General features: G+C 69.9%; 18 protein-coding genes. 5 read left to right on the top strand and 13 right to left on the bottom strand.

Annotated elements, in window-relative coordinates:
- Positions 1–60: 60 nt before the first annotated feature.
- Together NC7_RS21145 and NC7_RS21140 are read right to left on the bottom strand one after the other, a co-directional pair.
- Positions 61–1,404: a cryptochrome/photolyase family protein gene (locus NC7_RS21145; protein WP_067985770.1), complete on the bottom strand. Its 1,344-nt coding sequence runs from the start codon at positions 1,402–1,404 to the stop codon at positions 61–63.
- The gene (locus NC7_RS21140; protein ID WP_067985901.1) at positions 1,401–1,982 is read right to left on the bottom strand and encodes a lipocalin family protein; all 582 of its coding nucleotides are present in this window, start codon (positions 1,980–1,982) and stop codon (positions 1,401–1,403) included. Before NC7_RS21140 ends, NC7_RS21145 begins: the two co-directional genes overlap by 4 nt.
- Before the next feature lie 252 nt (positions 1,983–2,234).
- Here NC7_RS21140 and NC7_RS21135 point away from each other — a divergent pair, with 252 nt between their 5' ends.
- Positions 2,235–3,128: a MerR family transcriptional regulator gene (locus NC7_RS21135; protein ID WP_067985768.1), complete on the top strand. Its 894-nt coding sequence runs from the start codon at positions 2,235–2,237 to the stop codon at positions 3,126–3,128.
- Between the two features lie 18 nt (positions 3,129–3,146).
- On the opposite strand, the gene NC7_RS21130 is transcribed toward NC7_RS21135, so the two are convergent.
- The 4 genes from NC7_RS21130 to sucB all read right to left on the bottom strand — a co-directional run bounded on the left by NC7_RS21130 (position 3,147) and on the right by sucB (position 7,772).
- The gene (locus NC7_RS21130) at positions 3,147–4,490 is read right to left on the bottom strand and encodes a TIGR01777 family oxidoreductase (RefSeq protein WP_067985766.1); all 1,344 of its coding nucleotides are present in this window, start codon (positions 4,488–4,490) and stop codon (positions 3,147–3,149) included.
- A gap of 112 nt (positions 4,491–4,602) precedes the next feature.
- On the bottom strand, positions 4,603–5,109 hold the full coding sequence (locus NC7_RS21125; protein ID WP_067985900.1) for a GNAT family N-acetyltransferase: 507 nt from the start codon (positions 5,107–5,109) through the stop codon (positions 4,603–4,605).
- A gap of 8 nt (positions 5,110–5,117) precedes the next feature.
- The gene (locus NC7_RS21120; protein ID WP_067985764.1) at positions 5,118–6,014 is read right to left on the bottom strand and encodes a TIGR01777 family oxidoreductase; all 897 of its coding nucleotides are present in this window, start codon (positions 6,012–6,014) and stop codon (positions 5,118–5,120) included.
- A gap of 12 nt (positions 6,015–6,026) precedes the next feature.
- The gene (gene sucB, locus NC7_RS21115; protein ID WP_067985762.1) at positions 6,027–7,772 is read right to left on the bottom strand and encodes a 2-oxoglutarate dehydrogenase, E2 component, dihydrolipoamide succinyltransferase; all 1,746 of its coding nucleotides are present in this window, start codon (positions 7,770–7,772) and stop codon (positions 6,027–6,029) included.
- A 257-nt stretch (positions 7,773–8,029) separates the two neighbouring features.
- Between sucB and NC7_RS21110 the strand changes: the two genes are divergently transcribed.
- A complete protein-coding gene (locus NC7_RS21110; RefSeq protein ID WP_067985760.1) occupies positions 8,030–8,380 on the top strand; it encodes an oxidoreductase in 351 nt (116 codons plus the stop codon).
- Here NC7_RS21110 and NC7_RS21105 read toward each other — a convergent pair whose 3' ends face one another.
- From NC7_RS21105 to NC7_RS21095, 3 genes are all read right to left on the bottom strand, one after another.
- Positions 8,381–9,892, bottom strand: coding sequence for a leucyl aminopeptidase (locus NC7_RS21105; RefSeq protein ID WP_067985758.1), 1,512 nt, complete (start codon positions 9,890–9,892; stop codon positions 8,381–8,383).
- 38 nt (positions 9,893–9,930) lie between these two features.
- The gene (locus NC7_RS21100; RefSeq protein ID WP_067985755.1) at positions 9,931–11,886 is read right to left on the bottom strand and encodes an FAD-dependent oxidoreductase; all 1,956 of its coding nucleotides are present in this window, start codon (positions 11,884–11,886) and stop codon (positions 9,931–9,933) included.
- Between the two features lie 106 nt (positions 11,887–11,992).
- On the bottom strand, positions 11,993–12,409 hold the full coding sequence (locus NC7_RS21095; RefSeq protein WP_159372902.1) for a carboxypeptidase-like regulatory domain-containing protein: 417 nt from the start codon (positions 12,407–12,409) through the stop codon (positions 11,993–11,995).
- Between the two features lie 201 nt (positions 12,410–12,610).
- Here NC7_RS21095 and msrA point away from each other — a divergent pair, with 201 nt between their 5' ends.
- Together msrA and NC7_RS21085 are read left to right on the top strand one after the other, a co-directional pair.
- Positions 12,611–13,123 (top strand): peptide-methionine (S)-S-oxide reductase MsrA, encoded by a 513-nt coding sequence (gene msrA / locus NC7_RS21090; protein WP_067985752.1) that lies wholly within the window; start codon positions 12,611–12,613, stop codon positions 13,121–13,123.
- A 118-nt stretch (positions 13,124–13,241) separates the two neighbouring features.
- The gene (locus tag NC7_RS21085; RefSeq protein WP_236573692.1) at positions 13,242–14,279 is read left to right on the top strand and encodes a hypothetical protein; all 1,038 of its coding nucleotides are present in this window, start codon (positions 13,242–13,244) and stop codon (positions 14,277–14,279) included.
- A 50-nt stretch (positions 14,280–14,329) separates the two neighbouring features.
- Here NC7_RS21085 and NC7_RS21080 read toward each other — a convergent pair whose 3' ends face one another.
- Positions 14,330–14,581 (bottom strand): hypothetical protein, encoded by a 252-nt coding sequence (locus tag NC7_RS21080; protein WP_067643043.1) that lies wholly within the window; start codon positions 14,579–14,581, stop codon positions 14,330–14,332.
- A gap of 121 nt (positions 14,582–14,702) precedes the next feature.
- On the opposite strand from NC7_RS21080, the gene NC7_RS21075 reads away from it, so the two are divergent.
- Positions 14,703–15,734: a glycoside hydrolase family 18 protein gene (locus tag NC7_RS21075; RefSeq protein ID WP_067985750.1), complete on the top strand. Its 1,032-nt coding sequence runs from the start codon at positions 14,703–14,705 to the stop codon at positions 15,732–15,734.
- Here NC7_RS21075 and NC7_RS21070 read toward each other — a convergent pair.
- The 3 genes from NC7_RS21070 to NC7_RS29295 all read right to left on the bottom strand — a co-directional run bounded on the left by NC7_RS21070 (position 15,724) and on the right by NC7_RS29295 (position 18,279).
- Entirely contained in the window at positions 15,724–16,365 is a 642-nt protein-coding gene (locus NC7_RS21070; RefSeq protein WP_067985748.1) for a nucleotidyltransferase domain-containing protein, read from the bottom strand. The genes NC7_RS21075 and NC7_RS21070 overlap by 11 nt on opposite strands.
- Positions 16,366–16,454: 89 nt before the next feature.
- A complete protein-coding gene (locus NC7_RS21065) occupies positions 16,455–18,005 on the bottom strand; it encodes a bifunctional phosphatase PAP2/diacylglycerol kinase family protein (RefSeq protein ID WP_236573691.1) in 1,551 nt (516 codons plus the stop codon).
- A 94-nt stretch (positions 18,006–18,099) separates the two neighbouring features.
- A complete protein-coding gene (locus NC7_RS29295; protein ID WP_157102109.1) occupies positions 18,100–18,279 on the bottom strand; it encodes a hypothetical protein in 180 nt (59 codons plus the stop codon).
- Positions 18,280–18,336 lie beyond the last annotated feature (57 nt).

Below are 18,336 nucleotides of genomic sequence, written 5' to 3'. Positions count from 1 at the left end.
CCGACGACGCCAACGGATGGTCGCGACCGCCGTGTCGCCCCAGCCAGGTGGTTGCCGGGTTCACATGCCCGCGACGTCGAGCAGCGGTGGGGGATAGGTGGAGTGGGGCACGTCCGCGCGCCACGGACGGTGGATGGACGCGCCCGGGAGGTGGGCGAGTTCGGGCAGATGGCGGCGGACATAGGCGCCGTCGGGATCGTGCCGGTCCGCCTGACGGAGCGGGTTGAGGACCCGGTTCGGGCGGGTGTCGGTTCCGGTGCCCGCGGCCCACTGCCAGTTGAGCTGGTTGTTGGCCAGGTCGGCGTCGACGAGCCAGTGCAGGAAATGGGCGGCGCCGATCCGCCAGTCCAGCCGCAGGGATTTGGTGAAGAAGGAGGCGGTGAGGAGTCGGGCGCGGCCGGGCATCCAGCCGTCGGTGACGAGCTGACGCATCGCCGCGTCGATGATCGGGTATCCGGTGCGACCCTCCTGCCACGCGGTGACAGCCTGGGGATCACGACGCACGGGGAACGGACCGGGGCGCAGGCTGGTGGCGGCGGTGTCGGGGCGGGCGGCGAGCAGTTGATGGTGGAAGTCGCGCCACGCGAGCTGACGGGCGAAGGCGTGACCGCCGTCGGTCGACAGATCGGTGCGGTGCACGACCTCGACCGGGGACAGACAGCCGAAGTGCAGGTACGGCGACAGATGCGAGGTGGCGTCGGCGGCGAGGTCGTCGTTGCGCTCGGCGTAGTCGTCGATCGGACCGGCCAGCCACTTGCGCAGCAGCGCCCGACCGGTGCGCTCGCCACCGGTCGGGCAATTCGGGGAGGGTTTTCCCGGCGCGAGATCGGTGCCGGAAGGCAGTGTCGCACTGGCAACGTCAGGCACAGCGAGATGGTGCGGGCGACCGAGTGGGCGGCGTCGATGGGTGTCCACCCACCGGCGGAAGTACGGGGTGAACACGGCGTAGTAGTCGCGACCGGTGGCGGGCGCCAGGGCCGACGGGTCGACGGCGGTGATCACCGCCGAGTGCGGGTGCACCGCGCAGGGCGTCTCTCGCGATGAGGAGGCACTGTTCGACAGCGCGGCACGCAGGGCTTCTTCGCGCCGGGCGGCGAAGGCGCTGACGTCCTGGGCCACGTGCACCGACTCCGCCCCGGTTTCCGCGACCACCCGGGCGACCTCGGTCGCGACATCGCCACGGCGCACGACCAGGTGTCCGCCGATCTCGCGCAAGCCCGCGTCGAGCTCGGCGAGGGCGCTGGCGAGGAACGCCGCCCGGTTGGGTGGGCAGCGGTCGGGCACGATGCCGTCGTCGATGACGAACAGGGGCACGACCGTGTCGGCGGACCGGCGGGCGGCGTCGAGAACGGGATTGTCGGCCAGGCGCAGGTCGCGCGTGAACAGGGCGATCGAGGCGGTCATCGGGTGCACAGCGGAGCGATGTCGGCGCGCCCGCCGGTGGTCGGGGTGGTCAGGTACAGGCAGGTGTTCTGGCCCGCCGCCTCGATCGCGGTGTGGATGTCGTCCCACGCGGCGGTGTCGAGGGTGGGTGTGCGGGACAGGACGAAACCGGACAGGCGGCTCGGCGAAGTGACCAGCGCCCACGCGTACTCCGGGCCGAGCGCGGTGACGATGTAGTTGGTTTCGCCGTCCTGGCCGGGTACGCCGGGAAAGGAGACGTTCAGCTGGGCGTTCGTGGCGGGATCGGTGACGGTGGCGGTGCCACGGATCTCGTCGATGCCGCCCGACCAGGTATGACAGCGGTTGTGCACGGCGACATCGCCTCGCTCGTCGAGCGAGTAGGTGGCGGTGGTGTCCCGCGCGCACGCGAGGTTGAACGGTTGGGGTACGGCGGCCAGCTGGTGCCAGACGCCGAGGTACCGGTCCAGATCGAGGGAGGGAACGGGAGTCGGGGGTGCCGCGGCCGCCGTGGCCGAGGACACAGCGCTGGCCGCAAAGGCGACGAGGGCGGTCGCCGCCGAACGGCGGAACGCGGACATCAGGGCGATACGCACAAGGGCTCCTCGAAATTGTCGGTAGCGATAGCTTACCAATAAGCGATGCATAAACGATGCATCCTCGGGTGGGGTTCCACCGGCAGCCCGACGTCGGCATATCGACGCCCGACGGGCAGCAAAGAGCGCTCTGCGACTCGATCGCGGGAGCGCGTTCTGTGAGCGGCGGGTCCCGGTGGGCGGCGTCGGGGTACGTCGGTAAGGCGGGATGATCGGGTTATCGGCAAGAATGGAGCGATGTCCGCCGGTTCAGCCCCTGTTTCCGATGCGGCCGGTTACACGGTGCGCGCCGTGGCGGACCGGCTCGGGATTCCGACCGCCACTCTGCGCAGCTGGAACCGGCGCTACGACATCGGTCCCGCGCAGGATCGCCCGGGCAAGCACCGCCTCTACACCGAGGCCGACATCGCCGCGCTCGAACGCATGCTCGCGCTGATTCGTGGCGGTGCGAGCCCAGCCGGTGCCGCCGCCACCGTGCGTGGCATCGCTGTGCTGCCCGGCGATCGCTTACCGCTGCTCGATGCGGCCTTCGCTCTCGACTCGGGTCGGGTGATCGCCCTGCTCGAGGCGCATGTGCGCGCTGTCGGCATCGTGGGAACCTGGGACGGTTTGTGCAGACCCGCCTTCGCCGATGTCGTCGCGCGCCAGACCGACGGCGAGGGCTGCATCGATGTCGAACACCTGCTGTCGTGGTGCATCACGTCTGTCATGCAGCGCACCCATGCCCCGCCCGCTCGCCCCGACCACACCATTTTGCTGGCCTGCACGGGTGGCGAAACCCATTCGCTGCCTCTCGAAGTGCTGCGCGCCGCCCTGGCGGAGCAGGGGGTGGGCGCGCGCATGCTCGGCGCGGATGTGCCGACCGTCGCCCTCGCCGACGCACTGGCTCGACCGGGCGGGCCGACCTCGGTGCTGCTCTGGTCACAACGAGAATCCACCGCCTTGACCTCGGCAGTCGTCGCCGGCGTAGCCGCCGGGGCGCGGGTGTTCGTGGGCGGGCCGGGGTGGCAGGAGGTGCTGCTGCCGACCGGGGTGCAACGCGTCGACGGGCTGGTCGAGGCGGTCGCTCTGCTCGGTGCGGACGCCTCTCGACTCACCGACACCGAAGCCGCCGCGAATCGACGACAGTGACGCCCAGGCCGGTCTGGGTCAGCGGCCGAGCAGGTGCCGCAGGGTTTGTTCGAGGTCGGGGGTGCGGAACGGGTGGGCGGCGGTGGTGAGGCGGGTGGGGTCGACTCGTTGACCGGCTTCGGCGAGTTCGCGGGCGCCCTGGCGGCCGAGGAGTAGGGCGGGGCCGAAGGAGGGGACGGGTAGCAGGGCGGGGCGGTGGAGGACGTGGGCCAGGGTGTGGGTGTAGTCGGTGTTGCGGACGGGGTTCGGGGCGACCGCGTTGACCGGACCGACGAGCCCGGTGTCCCAGAGCGCGCGGTGGTAGATGTCGAGGAGGTCGTCGATGCCGATCCAGGACTGCCACTGGGTTCCGGGGCCGATACGGCCGCCCAGGCCGGCGGTGAAGAGGGGGCGCAGCAGGCGCAGGGTGCCGCCTGCGGGGGATTGGACGATGCCGGTGCGGATGCGGACCACGCGGACGCCCGCGTGCGCGGCGGGTTCGGTGGCCGCCTCCCAGGCCGCGACCACGTCGGCGAGGAAACCGTCTCCGCGCGTGGAGTTCTCGGTGAGGACCTCGTCGCCACGGTCGTAGCCGTAATAGCCGATGGCGGAGGCGGAGACGAAGGTGGCGACACCGCAGCGGGCGGCGGTTTCGGCGAGGGCGCGGGTGGGGCCGATGCGGCTGTCGGCGATCGCGTGGCGGTGCTCGTCGGTGAAACGACCCGCGATTCCGGCGCCCGCCAAGTGGACGACGGCATCGACGCCCCGCAGCAGGTCGGCTGCGGGATCGTCGGGATTCCAGTGGCGTTCGCCGGGATCGTCGGTTCGATGGCGGACGAGGCGGATCACCCGGTGACCACCGGTGGACAGGAACGCGCACAAGGCGGTGCCGACCAGCCCGGACGCACCGGTGACCGCGATCGTGCGAGCGGCGAAACCTGTTGCGGCAGCGCGCTGATGCGCCGCGAGATCACCGGCGAGCTGGCGATAGCGGTAGTCGAACATCGGTTGGAGCAGGCGGGTGGGAATCGGGGTGTCGACGCGGTCGATCACCTCGGTGTGCTCGGCGTCCACCTCGGCGAACTCGTGGGTGTGCCGCCACGGCAGCAGACGGCCGAGCGGCGCCGAGGCCGCACCGTCGACGGCGACCTCGTCGGCGAAGCGTGCGGGCGGATCGTAGGCGGCGGGGTCGTGCCGGGCGATCCAGCGCAACCCGCCGGGAAGACCGAGGACCGCGGCGCCGCTGCCCAGGTTCGAGGATTCCGCCAGGAGCCGCACCGGTTGCCAGGGCGGCGCGAGCCGGGCGAAAGCCCCCGGCCGCTCGAACCAGCGGAACACCTCGGCGCGAGGTGCGGTGACGACGCTCGAACTATCGATGCCCATCACTCGACTGTAGCCCGCAGCGAGCGGAAGCTGAAACGTTTACGCATCGTTTATGACGGTGACGACGTAGCGTTGGTTCGCGGGGTGGAGTAGACGCGAAAAGGTCGGCGGCTCAGTGCGGTTCGAGGGGGAACAGACGCTGCATGAGCGTGAGATCCATCCATCGGCCGAATTTGTGGCCCACCTCGGGCAATTCGCCGACAACACGGAACCCGAAACGCTCGTGCAGCACGATCGACGCGGCGTTGCCGGACTCGATCGCGGCGATCATCGCGTGCACACGCCCGGAATCGGTTGCGCGCACGATCAATTCGGTGAGCAGAGCGGTGGCCACACCACGACGCTGGAAACGCTCGCCGACATAGACGGAGTTCTCGACGGAGAAGCGGTAGCCGGTTTTGGGTCGCCACTGGCCGTAGGACGCGTAACCGGCCACCGCGCCGTCGATTTCGGCGACCAGCACCGGCATGCCCGCCGCGGTGCGGTCGGCGAACCAGGTGAGCCGGTCGTCCAGATCGACCTGATCGGTGTCCCAGATCGCGGTGGATTCCGCGATGTTGGCGTTGTGGATCTCCAGCACGGCGGGCAGGTCGGCTTTGTCGGCGTCACGAATCAGCATGGGCGCGTTCATGATCGGCCGATGGTCGCGGCGAGGGCGGCGCCGATGGTCGGATGCTGGAAGGTGTAGCCCGCCTTCTCCAGCGCGGCGGGAATGGCTCGCGGGCCGGTGAGCAGCGCCTCGTCCGCGAGCTCACCGATCGCCGCTCGCAACGCGAACGCGGGCACGAGGAGCGGAGCGGGGCGGTGCAGCGCGCGACCGAGCGCGCGGGTGAATTCGGCATTGGTGACCGGGGCCGGGCCGACGGCGTTGACCGGGCCGGACAGTTCGGGGTCGGTGAGGGCGAAGAGGATGGCGCCTACTTCGTCGTCGAGGGAGATCCAGGGTGTGTACTGGCGGCCGCTGCCGAGGCGCCCGCCCAGGCCCAGCCAGTACAGCGGGTGCAGCATCGACAGCATCCCGCCGTTGCGGGACAGCACTACCGCGCTGCGCACGAGCACCGTGCGCACCCCGGCGTCGGCCGCGGGGGCGGTGGCCGCCTCCCAGTCGCGGCACAGGGTCGCGAGGAATCCGGTTCCGTTCGACGCGGTTTCGTCGACGATCGAGTCGCCGGTGGTGCCGCCGTAGTACTGTGCGCCGCTGGCGTTCACCAGCGTCGGCACCCCGGCGGCGGCGACCGCTGTGGCGAGGACATCGGTGGGGGTGATCCGGCTGTCACGCAGCAACTGCTTGTAGCCGCCGTTCCAGCGGCGCGCACCGATGCTCGCACCGCACAGGTTCACCACCGCGTCGGCCCCGCGCAACGCCCGCTCGTCGAGCTGGGCGCGCGCGGGATCCCACGCGAATTCGTCCGGTGCCGCGGGAGCGCGGCGCACCAGCCGGGACACCTCTTGCCCGTCGCGGCGCAGTGCCGCGACGAGCGCCGTCCCGATCAGACCGGACGAACCGGCGATGACCACCTTCATCGAATCGCCGTGCTACAGACCGAGATCGGCCTCGAACGCAGCCTCTTCCAACCGGTGCCGGATGGTGGTGAGGAAGCGACCCGCGTCGGCACCGTCGATGAGCCGGTGATCGTAGGTGAGCGGCAGGTACACCATCGACCGCACACCGATGGACTCGCCACCGGTCTCGTCGGTGACGACAACCGGACGCTTCACGATCGCGCCGGTACCGAGCATGCCCGCCTGCGGCGGGAGCAGGATCGGGGTGTCGAACAGCGCGCCCTCGGAACCGATGTTGGTGATGGTGAAGGTGCCACCCGACAACTCGTCCGGCTTGAGTCCACCGTTGCGGGCGCGGTTGGCGATATCGACGATCGCCCGGGCCAGCCCTGCGAGGGACAGGTCGCTGGCGTTGTGGATGACCGGCGAGAGCAGACCCTGCTCGGTGTCGACCGCGATACCCAGGTGCACCGACGCGTGGTAGGTGATCTCCTTGGTGTCCTCGTTGTAGGAGGCGTTCACGTTCGGGTGCACACCGAGGGCCTCGACGACGGCCTTGGCGAAGAACGGCAGGTACGTCAGGTTGACGCCCTCGCGGTTCTTGAACGAGGCCTTCGCGAGCTGCCGCAGATGCGCGATCTTGGTGACGTCGGCCTCGTGGACCTGGGTCAGCTGCGCGGTGGTCTGCAGCGATTCGCGCGTCTTGGTCGCGGTGATCTGCCGGATGCGGCTCGCCTTCTGGGTGGAACCGACGAGACCGGCCAGCTTCGGAGCCGCCGACTGCTTGGCCGGGGCCGCGGCGGGGGCCGACGCGGCGGCGGGCGCGGGCTCCGGCGCCTTCTTGGCCTCGGCGGCGGCGAGCACGTCCTGCTTGCGGATACGGCCGCCGACACCGGAACCGGTGAGGGCCGACAGGTCGACGCCGTTCTCCTCGGCCAGCTTGCGCACCAGCGGGGTCACGTACGGGGTGCTGCCGTTGCCGGACGACGCGGCCGGGGCGGGCGCGGGCTTGGCGGCGGGCGCGGGTTTCGGCGCGGGAGCGGGTTCCGGCTTCGGCGCGGGCGCCGGTGCGGCTTCCTGTTTGCGCTCGGGCTTCGGCTCGGGTTCAGGTTCCGGCTTCGGCGCGGGCGCGGGGGCGGGGGCGGCGGCGGGCTTGCCGCTGCCGATCACACCGAGCTGACCGCCGACGGCGACGACATCGTCCTCCTGCGCGGAGATCTCGAGCAGCGTGCCCGCGACCGGCGAGGGGATCTCGGTGTCGACCTTGTCGGTGGAGACCTCGAGCAGCGGCTCGTCGACGGCGACCTCGTCGCCGACGGCCTTGAGCCAGCGGGTGACGGTGCCCTCGGTGACGGACTCGCCCAGCTCGGGCATCTTCACGGGGGTGCCGGACGACGCGTCGGCCTGAGCGGGCGCGGCGGCGGGCTCGGGGGCCGGTGCCTGCGCGGCGGGCTCGGGCTCGGGTTCAGGTTCCGCGGCCACGGATTCCTCGGCGGGCGCGGATTCCTCGGCGGGCGCGGGGGCGGAAGCGGGCGCCTCACCGGCGTCGCTGATCACGCCGAGCTCACCGCCGACCTCGACGACATCGTCTTCCTGGGCGACGATCTTCGACAGCACACCGGCGGTGGGCGACGGGATCTCGGTATCGACTTTGTCGGTGGAGACTTCGAGCAGCGGTTCGTCGACCTCGACCGTGTCTCCTTCCTGCTTCAGCCACCTGGTCACCGTTCCCTCGGTGACGCTCTCACCAAGAGCCGGCATCTGGACGGAGAAGGCCATGTCCTCTGACTCCTCTGACTGTTCGACGGGTAATACAACAGTGCTTCGACCCCGGCGGGCAGTGCGCCGCGGGTCGCGGCGTGTGTCCACCCCGACCGTGTGGCGGGACTCCCGGGAATCGTTGGTTCTTGTTCCGGCAACCATCCTTGCACTCGCCCGCCGCGTCTGTGGCGCTGGGCGGCAATCCGTGCGGAGCTGGCACCATGGAATGTGCGGCGGTGAGCAGAATTCCGTCGGAAAGCAGAAGGGCTGGACCGGTGGGTTTGCTGGATCGTTTCCGCGGGGTGCGGGGCCGGAGCAGGTCAGTCGCCCGCGAGAGCGCCTCGGAGGTGCGCGCGCTCGCGCAGTGGGCGCGGACGCGGCACGGGGTCGAGGCGTTCATCGAACCCAAGACTACTGTGACCGATGTCACAGCGGTGTTGGTGGCGGCGGACGGTGAATGGACGCGCCGGATCGTCGGCGAGCACGGTGCGCGTCGCCTCGCCGACGCCCTGCGGGTGCCGGTGTACGACGTGAACAAGACGGGCTACCCCCAACGGATGCGCGACTTCGACGCCCGCCGCCGCATCGAGCAGCGGCGGGCCCGCGACGCCGAACTGGGGGAGTGACTACTCCGCGCCGATCTGCTCGATCACCGCGATGAGTGTGCGCACCGGGACACCGGTGCCGCCCTTGCCGATGTAGCCGAACGGACCACCGGTGTTGTAGGCCGGACCGGCCACGTCCAGGTGCGCCCACTGCACGCCCTCGGGCACGAATTCCTTCAGGAACAGTGCCGCCGCGAGCATGCCGCCCCACCGGTGCGGGGTGACGTTGGCCAGGTCGGCGACCTTGGAGTTCAGGTCCGCGCGCAGTTCGCTCGGCAGCGGCATGGCCCAGCCGTTCTCACCGACCGCGCGCGAGATCTCGGCGACGCGGTCGCGGAAGTCCTCGGTGCCCATCACCCCGGGCGTGCGGGTGCCGAGCGCGACCATCTGCGCCCCGGTCAGGGTCGCCACGTCGATGAGGTAGTCGGGGTTGTCCTCGACCGCGCGCACGATGGCATCGGCGAGGATGAGCCTGCCCTCGGCGTCGGTGTTGATGACCTCGACGGTGGTGCCGCCGTACTGGGTGAGCACATCGCCGGGGCGCTGCGCGGTGGCCGACGGCATGTTCTCGGCCATCGGCACGGTCGCGGTGACCGTGACCGGAAGACCGAGGCGCGCGGCGAGCAGCACGGTCGCGATGACCGCCGCCGCACCGGCCATGTCGGAGGTCATGTTCTCCATGTTCGCCGCGGGCTTGATGGAGATACCACCGGTGTCGAAGGTGATGCCCTTGCCGACCAGCGCGACCTTCTTCGGACCACCGGCATAGGTGATGCGCACCAGCCGAGGCGGCCGCGAGGAACCCTGACCGACGCCGATGATGCCGCCGTAACCGCCTGCGGCCAGCGCGTTCTCGTCGAGCACCTCCACCTCGAGCCCGGCGGCTTCGGCGAGCACCCGGGCCCGGTCGGCGAACTCGGCGGGGTAGAGCGCGCTGGGCGGGGTGTTCACGAAATCGCGGGCGGTGGCGACGGCTTCGGCGACGAGCTGGGCGCGCAACAGGTCAAGCACACCGAACTCCGGTTCCGGGACGAGCAACTCGACGCGAACCACCGGCTGCTCGTCGGGCTTGGGTGCGCTCTTGGCCGACTTGAACGCCGAGAAGGTGTAAGCCCCGAGGTAGAAGCCTTCCGCGGCGGCACCGAGGTCGATGCCGGACAGGGTGGTGGCGACGAGTTCGGTCCCCGACAGCGCGCGGGCCGCGACGCCCGCGCTGCGGCGGACCTGCTCGGCGTCGATCTTGTCGGCGGCGCCGAGACCCACGGCGAGCACGCTGGTGACGTTGTCCAGGGCTGCCGGTGCGGGCACCCGGGTGAGCTCCTCGGGCTTGCCCTTGGCGCCGACCGCGCCGAGCGCGTCGAGCAGCTCCGCGCGGACCTCCTCGGTGAGCACGTCGCCGAACAGGTCGGCCGGGGCGACGGCCGGTCCGTTCTCCGAGGAGGTCAAGCCGATCACCAGCACATCGGTATCCGCGGTGAGGGATTCGATGCGTGCCAGTTCCGGTCCGAGTGAACGATCTGCGACAGCGGTCATCGCCCCAGATTATGTGGTGGGCCGCCGCGCGCGCACGGCTAGGTGAGCTTCGCCGCGAGCCGCGTCGCGTTCATGTAGCCGATCGCCTCGATGGTCACCATCGGGTTCACGCCGGGCGCGGTGGGGAAGCAGGAGCCGTCGGCGACGACGATGTTGCCGACGTCCCAGGTGGCGCCGTCGGGGTCCGTCGCGGACTGCCCGGCCGTGCCGCCCATCCGGGCCGAGCCCATGATGTGCAGCGCGCCCATCGAGCACCGGCCCGGACCGTACCCGGCCTGCTGGCACGCGGCTTCGAACTCGGCGAGCGAGCCGCTGGTGCCCGGTGTGAACGAGATGCCCGCCTGATGGCCGGAGTAGATCCGCTGCGCGCCCGCGGCTTCGAGCATCGTCGCCGCACCGACGATGCCGGTGTGCAGATGACGGGCGTCGTAGTCGGAGAGCCGGTATTTCACCACCGGTTCGCCGCCGCGGTCGACGGTCACGGTGCCCGGGTCCCGGTCGCGCGTGATGACGCCGATCGAGGTGGTGCGGGCGAATTCGAGCATCGCGTCGCGGTGCCGGCGCGCGCCACGCCAGTTCATGAATCCGGTGGCCAGGCCGGGATGCACCGGGCCGGTCTCGTAGATGACGCCGAAGCCGTCGCCGTCGAGGTCGGCGTGGTGCCTGCTGATCCGCGCCTGCAACGCGCCTTCCCAGGGGCGGATCTCCTCCTCGAACACCCCGAACACGGCGGCGGCGGGATGCAGGCGCAGGTGCCTGCCGATATTGGGATTGCGCAGACCCGAGCGGCGCAGCAGCGCGGGCGTCTGCACGGCACCCGCCGCGACGACCACCGCACGGGCCCGCACCGTGATCTCGACGCCCTCGGAGGTGCGCGCCGAAACCGATTCCGCCCGACCCGCTTTCACCGCGATGCTGCGGACATCGGCGTCGACGACCAGCCGGGCGCCGTGCTCGGCGGCGTCGCGCAACCAGGTCTTGGTCGCCGACTGCTTGGCGCCGAGGCGGCAACCGTAACCGCAGCGCCCGCACTCGACCGCCGCGTCGCAGGCGTCACCGACATTGCGCGGCAGGGTGTCGACGTCCCAGCCGAGCGCTCGCGCGCCGCGTTCTAGCACGCCGTCACGGGCCGAGATGGGCGATTTGGCGCGGGTGACGCCGATCCGCTCGCTCACCACTTCGAGCGCCTTCCCGAACTCGTCGCCGGTGAACTGGGGAACGCCGAGGTCGGCCCATTCCGCGCGTACCCGGTCGGGGACCGGCAGCGAGGTGCTCCAGTTGACCACGGTTCCACCGCCGAGGCAGCTGCCCGCGACCAGCGTGAGCTGCCCCTCCGCCGTGGTGGCGGGACCGGGCGCGTACAGGGTGGTCAGCGCGGCGAGCTCGCCGCCGCCGAAGTCCTTGTCGTCGTAGTAGTCGCCGCGCTCGAGGACGACCACGTCCAGCCCGGCCCGCGCGAGCACGGCGGCGGCCGTGCCACCACCGGCGCCCGATCCGACGACGACGACATCGCAGTCGAGGGTGGTCGGCGCGGTGAAGCGCTCCGGCTTCAGCTGCGGCGCCGCGGCGTCGGCCGAGGGGCCGGTCGGTGCCGGGTAGCCGATCCGTTCCCACAGCGGATTCGTGCCGGTGGGGCCGGGGGTGACGTTGTAGGCCAGCAGGGTGGCCTGTTTGAGGGCCTGGAAGATCGCCCGGACGGGGGCGAGCCGGGAATCGGCGAGCCGCAGCAGGGCTGCCTCGCGCTGTTCCTGCGGGAGGGTGGAGAAGCGCCGGAAACCGGTACCCGTGATCGCGCCGAAGGCGCGGGTGTCCCACAGATCGAGCAGGGTCGCGAATTGCTTGCGGTCGGCCGCGCGGGGATTGCGCCCGAGGATCGTCAGGATGGTGTCCACCGCGCCGAGGTCGGCGGAGCTCGGTAGCCCGCTCGCGTCGCCGGGTATGAACGTGTTGCAGATCGCGGCGAGTGTCGCGCGCTGTGCGGCCGTCGGTTCCATGCGGAGACCACCCCTTTTCCACTTCGGGTGATGTCTATCACGGGCCGCTTGGACGCGCTGGCTGTCAACGGGTTTCGGGCCGGACGCGATCGCCCGGCCCGGCCCGTCAGCCCGCGACGAAGCGGACCGTCTTGGTGCTCGGGGTGTCGAGAGCGACCTCGGTGGACGTGATCGGCTGCGCGTCGGAACCGCGGGTGTAGGCGGTGAGCTGATAGCGCCCGGGCTGCAGACCACGGAAACTGGCCTGGCCGGACGTGCCGGTGACGAGATGACGATGGATCGCATCACCGCAGGCATCGACGCCGACCAACATCACCTTGCCGCCCGCGACCGGTGCCTGCGTGTCCGCCTCGACCAGCAGGGCGTCGATCTGGCCGACCGCCGCGCGGGTGTAGCGGTCGTGATAGAGCGTTTCACCGCCCTGTTCGCAGCTGGTGGTGGTCTGACCGACGGTGTCGTCGTGCGCTCCGGGATGCGCGGCCGCACCGCCCGCCGTACTCGTGAGAAGAGCTGTCGCGATCACTGCGATCGCCGAACACTGTGGAACCCCGAACCGTGGCATCGCGCCGTATTCCTCCTCGACTGTGGCTAACACTGGGGTTGGTGTTGCGTGAACTCTCGGGCCGAGACTGTAGCGAGTGGAATTCCGGAGATGAATTCGGCGTTGCACTCGCTACGGTTGTGCGATGTTCGTGCGACCACCAACTCTCATCGAGGAGGATCTGTGAGCGAGACCCGCACGGCGATTCTGGCTGGTGGCTGCTTCTGGGGCATGCAGGACCTCATCCGCCGTCGACCGGGGGTTCTGTCGACTCGTGTCGGCTACACCGGGGGCGAGAACGAGCACCCGACCTACCGGAACCACCCCGGTCACGCGGAAGCCGTGGAGATCGTCTACGACCCCGAGCAGACCGATTACCGGGCGCTGCTCGAATTCCTGTTCCAGATCCACGACCCGACCACCAAGGACCGCCAGGGCAACGACATCGGCGCGAGTTATCGGTCGGCCATCTTCTATCTCGACGACGATCAGCGGCGCGTCGCGCTGGACACCATCGCCGATGTGGACGCGTCGGGGCTGTGGCCAGGCAAGGTGGTCACCGAGGTCACTCCGGCCGGTGAGTTCTGGGAGGCCGAGCCCGAACACCAGGATTATCTGGAGCGTTATCCCGACGGATACACCTGCCATTTCCCGCGCCCGGGATGGAAGTTGCCCAAACGCGAGAATGTGAGCTGATAACCGACGCCCGCATATGCCATGATCGGCGATGTCGGCGTGAGCGCGATGACGCCGGATCGGAATGACTCATGACGGCGACCGTGGTCGCCGCGGACGATGAGGAGATGCGGTTCGGATGACGTATGGACAGCAACAACCCGGATATCCTCCGGCGAGACCGGATCTCAGCGTAGGCGCCGCACTCGGGTACGCCTGGGAGAAATACAAGAACAATGTCGTCGTCTGGATCGGTATCGTCCTGATCTTCGCGGTGATCCAGGCGGCGCTCACGTTCCTCTTCGGGCTCGGCAATTCCACCGATACCGATTACAACGGCAACTTCAGCGTCGGATTCGGTATCTGGCAGTTCATCGGCAGTGTGGTGAGCACCGTCGTCGGTTATCTGATCTCCGCGGCGATGGTGCGCGGCGCATTGCACGAAACCGACGGGCGCAAACCGGGATTCGGTGATTTCTTCAAGTTCACCAATGTCGGTGCGGTGATCGTGGCCTCGCTGCTGGTCGGTATCGCCACCGGTATCGGTTTCGTGCTCTGCATCCTGCCCGGCATCGTGGTCGCGTTCTTCACCTGGTTCACGCTGTACTTCGTGCTCGACCGGAATCAGGACGCGATCACCGCGATCAAGTCGAGTTTCTCGGCGATCTCGGCCAATGCCGGGCCGCTACTGCTGTTGGCGCTCGCGCTGTTCGGCATCAATATCGTCGGCGCGCTGCTGTGCGGTCTCGGTCTGTTGGTGACGATTCCGTTGTCGGTGTTGGCGACGGCCTATGCCTACCGGGTGATCACCGGTGGGCCGGTGGCCGGTGGTCAGCGCGTCGCCGATCCGGGTTATCCGCCGTACGGCGGTTCCGCCGGTGGATTCGGTGAGCAGCCGGGATACGGCGCTCCGGGTACGGGCGGCTACGGTGAGCCCGGCTTCGGTGGACAGCAGCCCGGCGGTCCCGGTTACGGTCAGCCCGGGTTCGGTGGTCAGGAGCCCGGCTACGGTGGTCAGCAACCCGGTGGTCCCGGTTATGGTCAGCCCGGGTTCGGGGGGCAACAGCCCGGCTACGGCGGGCCCGGTTCCGGTGACCAGGGTTACGGCGGCCCAGGCTCGGGGCCCGATCTCGGTAAGCCCGGCGACGAGGGTTGGGGCAGGCCCGAAAACCGCTGATTACGCCGAGGGGCGTGCGATGATCCGTCATCGCACGCCCCTCGTGCTGTCTACTCGCAGCCGTATCCGTCGCCGTCGCGGTCGAGGCCGTAATCGTCGGGGCCGATGACCTTCACCTTGCCGGTGTAGACGGGTCCGTTGCCGCTGCCACCCTCGCAGTCGACGTCGCTGACGATGGGTAGGCAGGGAGAGTACGAGCCGTGGCAGTCCGAGGACTGCTGGGCGCTGGCCACGGCCGGGGTCGCGATCGCGAAGGCGAAGGCCGCGACGGCGGCGGACCCGAGAGTGACGGCGAATTTCATGTGGTGCTCCGTTCAGTTGTGCAGCGGCGCACAGTGTTTCACGCGTGGGCGATTTGCCGGAATTTTCCCTGTCGGTACCGGCCGGTAGTATCGGGGCGTCGTCGATGGGGGGGGAGGGACAATGCGGGGGAAGTGGCGTGCGTGGTCGTGGTGGATGCGTGGCGTCGTCGTCGTGCTCGCGCTGGTGGCGGTGGTATCGGTGCCGGTCGCGGGCATACTCACCGCGCTGCTGGTGTACAACGTCGGCGAGCAATCCGAGCAGGCGCGCAGCCGGGGTAAGGACGCGTTCTGGCTCGGCCACGCCTGGGTCGACGGGCGCCGCACCGACGCCGATATCGACGGGCTCGCGAAGTTGCTGGCGGGCACCGGCATTCGTGATCTGTACGTCCACACGGGTCCGCTGGAGCACGACGGGTCGTTGCGCGACGATCTGGCACCCAGGGCCCGCTGGTTCGTCGACGCGGTGCACACGAAGTTGCCCGGTATCCGGGTGCAGTCCTGGCTCGGCGACATCGTCCAGCCCGAATTCGACGGTCTCGACGTGGAATCGGCGGCGTCGCGGGAGCGGGTGGTCGCGTCGGCGCGGCGGGTGCTCGACTACGGGTTCGACGGTGTGCACTACGACCTGGAACCCATCCGATCGGGGTCGCCGGGATACCTGGCCCTGCTCGAGCAGACCCGCGTGATGACCGCGGCCGCCGAGGTGACCTTGTCGGTGTCGGCGCCGGTGATCGATCCGCTTCCCGGATTGCACTCGGTGGGGATCGCGGTGGCCGATCACGGGAAGTGGTGGAGCCAGGCGTATTTCGCGGAGGTGGCGCGGCGGGTCGATCAGGTGGCGGTGATGTCCTACGACACCGCGATGCCGACGCGCGCGCTCTACAGCGGCTACGTCGCGCAGCAGACGGAGCTGGCGCTGGAGGTGACGCCCGCGGCGGTCGATCTGCTGATGGGCGCACCGGCGTTCTGGGCCGATGATCCCGGCCATCACGGGGCGGCGGAGACCGTGGCGGCGGCGGTGCGTGGGATCCGATTAGGGCAGACGCGCACCGATGTGGGTCGCGCGAACTTCGGGGTGGCGTTGTACGTGGATTTCGCTGCCACGCCCCAGGATTGGGCCGATTATCGGCAGGGGTGGTGCGTCACTGCGTAGTCGAAGGGGCCGGTAGTTCGGCGAGCCAGCGGTGGCCGGGGTGGACTCGGGTCAGCCAGTCGTGCAGCCGGGTCGAACGTTCCGGGGTGAGCAGTGGCAGTACGTGGTGGAAGTCGGCGGAATCCTTGGGGCGGTCGGCTTTCGCCTTGAACAGCAGGACCGCTTCGGGGATCAGATAGGGAATGCCGGTGGGGGTGGTGCGGATCAGGTCGCGGTAGGGGAGCGTGATGGTGGGGTCTCGGCGGCAGATCCAGGTGTCACCGTCGTGTGGTTCGCGGAACACGTCGAGGTGGTAGGCGCCGGTGAACGGATCACGCAACCAGGTTTGGTGCAGGTCCGCGTGTTCGGCGGCGGCAAGCGACCACAGCGCGCCGTCGCCCACGACATCCCACTCGTACTCGGGGAAGGCGGCCGCGATCGTCGGGAAAGCCGCACGGGGAACGGCGATCTCGATGTCGGCGTGGGCGCGGGAGATGGTTCCGGCGAACAGGTCGAGGGCCCACCCACCCGCCACCGCCCACGGTGCCGCGCAGGCACCGAGACGAGCGGCGACCACGCTCGGCGTCCAGGGATCCCAGCGGCGGGTGGCTTCGAACTCGGTGATCGGACGTCCACCGTCCGGAAGGCTCATGACCCATCATGTGCACAACCCGACGCGGTGGCGCAAGGCTGTTGTGGGCGATGGTGATCGAGGTGAGACGGGTTCGTGAGAAACCCGGTTCAGCGGCGTCGATCGGTGAGCCAGGCCAGTGGTCGACGGTGGTGCGGGCGGGCGCGGTTCTCCCAGCGTGGGTTCTCCTCGTCGCGGCGGTACACCGTCACCCGACCGGCCACCGAGAACCGCAGGGTGCTCGCCGTGCCGACAACTTCACCGTCGGCGGCCACCGCGATCGGGGCCCGCGAGGTGATGGTGAGTTCGTGGGTCTGGCGTTCGCCGTACACCCGGCTGTGCCCGATCGCGGCGAGCATCAACGCGATCACCGCGCGGGTCCGGGAGAACCGGACGTCGGCACGCAGCCAACGCACGTCGAGCAGGCCCTCGTCGAGGCGGGAACGGAAAGCGGGCACCGCGCCGTGCGGGTGATAGGGGCCGTTGCCGATGAACAGGAACCACATGTCGTGCCAGCGGTCGTCGATACGGATGTGGATCGGTTCGGCCCGGCGCAGGGTGACCACGAGAGCGGCGGCGAAGGCGGGCCACTTGCCCCAGCGGTCCTCCCATTTCTCCCGCAACCGCACCAGTTCCGGGTAGGCGCCGACGCTGGCGGTGTTGATGAGGTGATGGGTGTGCGGACCGTCGGGGGTGTCGAATTCGACCGCGGCGATGTCGACTTCGACCGCTTCACCGGTCCCGGTGGCGTCGGCCACCTCGCGCAGGTCGTAGACGCCGAGGTCGCGCGCGAAGTGGTTGAGAGTGCCCGCGGGCACGACGACCAGCGGCAGATCGTTGCGGATCGCGACCGCGGCGGCCGCGGCGATGGTGCCGTCGCCCCCGGCGGCGCCGACCGCGAGCACGGACGGGTCGATCGCCTCCTGCAATACCTCGGCGGCGTCGCGACCTGGCACGGTGTGCAGCAGTTTCGCGGCGGGCAGCGCCTCGGCGATATCGGCGGTCGGGTCGTAGGTGGAGTCACCGGAGCGCGGGTTGATCAGCAGCGCGAGGCCTTTGCCGTCGGCCAGGATCGGTGCGTCCTGCACGGCGTGCGCCTCGGCCTCGTCGGATTCGCGGATCGGCCACCAGCGGCGGGTGGTGAGCGCGACGGCGGTACCGACGCTCGCGCCGACCAGCACGTCGGAGGGCCAGTGCGCGCCGGTGTGGACGCGTGAATAGGCGACCGCCGCCGCGACCGGCGCCACGGCGAGCGCGGTGCGCGGGCTCTCGAGCGCGACGGCGGTGGCGAACGCGGCGGCATTGGCGCTGTGCCCGGACGGGAACGACGACGACACCGGCGCGTCGACGAGCCGACGACCGTGCGGCATCAACTCGGCCGGTGGCCGACGCCGGGGGATCAGCGTCTTGAGCACCAGATTCACCGCGATGCTCGTGCCCGCCAGCGCGATCACCCCGCGCAGCGCGGCCCGGCGCGGCGGGCCGGGTGTGGCCGCGAGCACCGCCGCCGTCGCCAGCCACAGGCCGCCGGTGTTCGCCGAGCGGGTCAGCCGCAGCATGCCGCGATCGATGGCGGTTTCGGGAATGCGGGACACTGCCCGGCTCATGGTCTCGTCCATCCGGGCGACATGACCGAACCGGGCGCGGGGCAGATCACTCACACCGAGAACACTACCGCCGTTGCCCGTCTTCATCTTTCGCTCGCGACCGTCGCGACCCGCGCACCCCTCGAAGCCGGGTCACGACGGTTGTCGATCAGGGGACCGGGATCTGGACGGGGTCGCAGTCGGCGGTCGGACTCTCGCCGGACAGCGACTGCAGGATGCAGCCCACATTGATCTGGCTGCTGCCGGTCTCGGCGTGCGCGACCGGCTGGGTCAGCAGCACCGCCGCGCTGGCGAACATCAGGACGGAGACGGGTCTACGGAGATTCATGGCGTGATCCTCGCATGCTCCGGTGTGCCGAGATGCCTGGTGAGAGCCCCCAAATGC

It is taken from the genome of Nocardia caishijiensis NBRC 108228 (assembly GCF_001612825.1).
Classification (GTDB): Bacteria; Actinomycetota; Actinomycetes; order Mycobacteriales; family Mycobacteriaceae; genus Nocardia; species Nocardia caishijiensis.
Note: the sequence above shows the minus strand (reverse complement) of the source record. Positions and strands in the feature narration are given on the sequence as shown.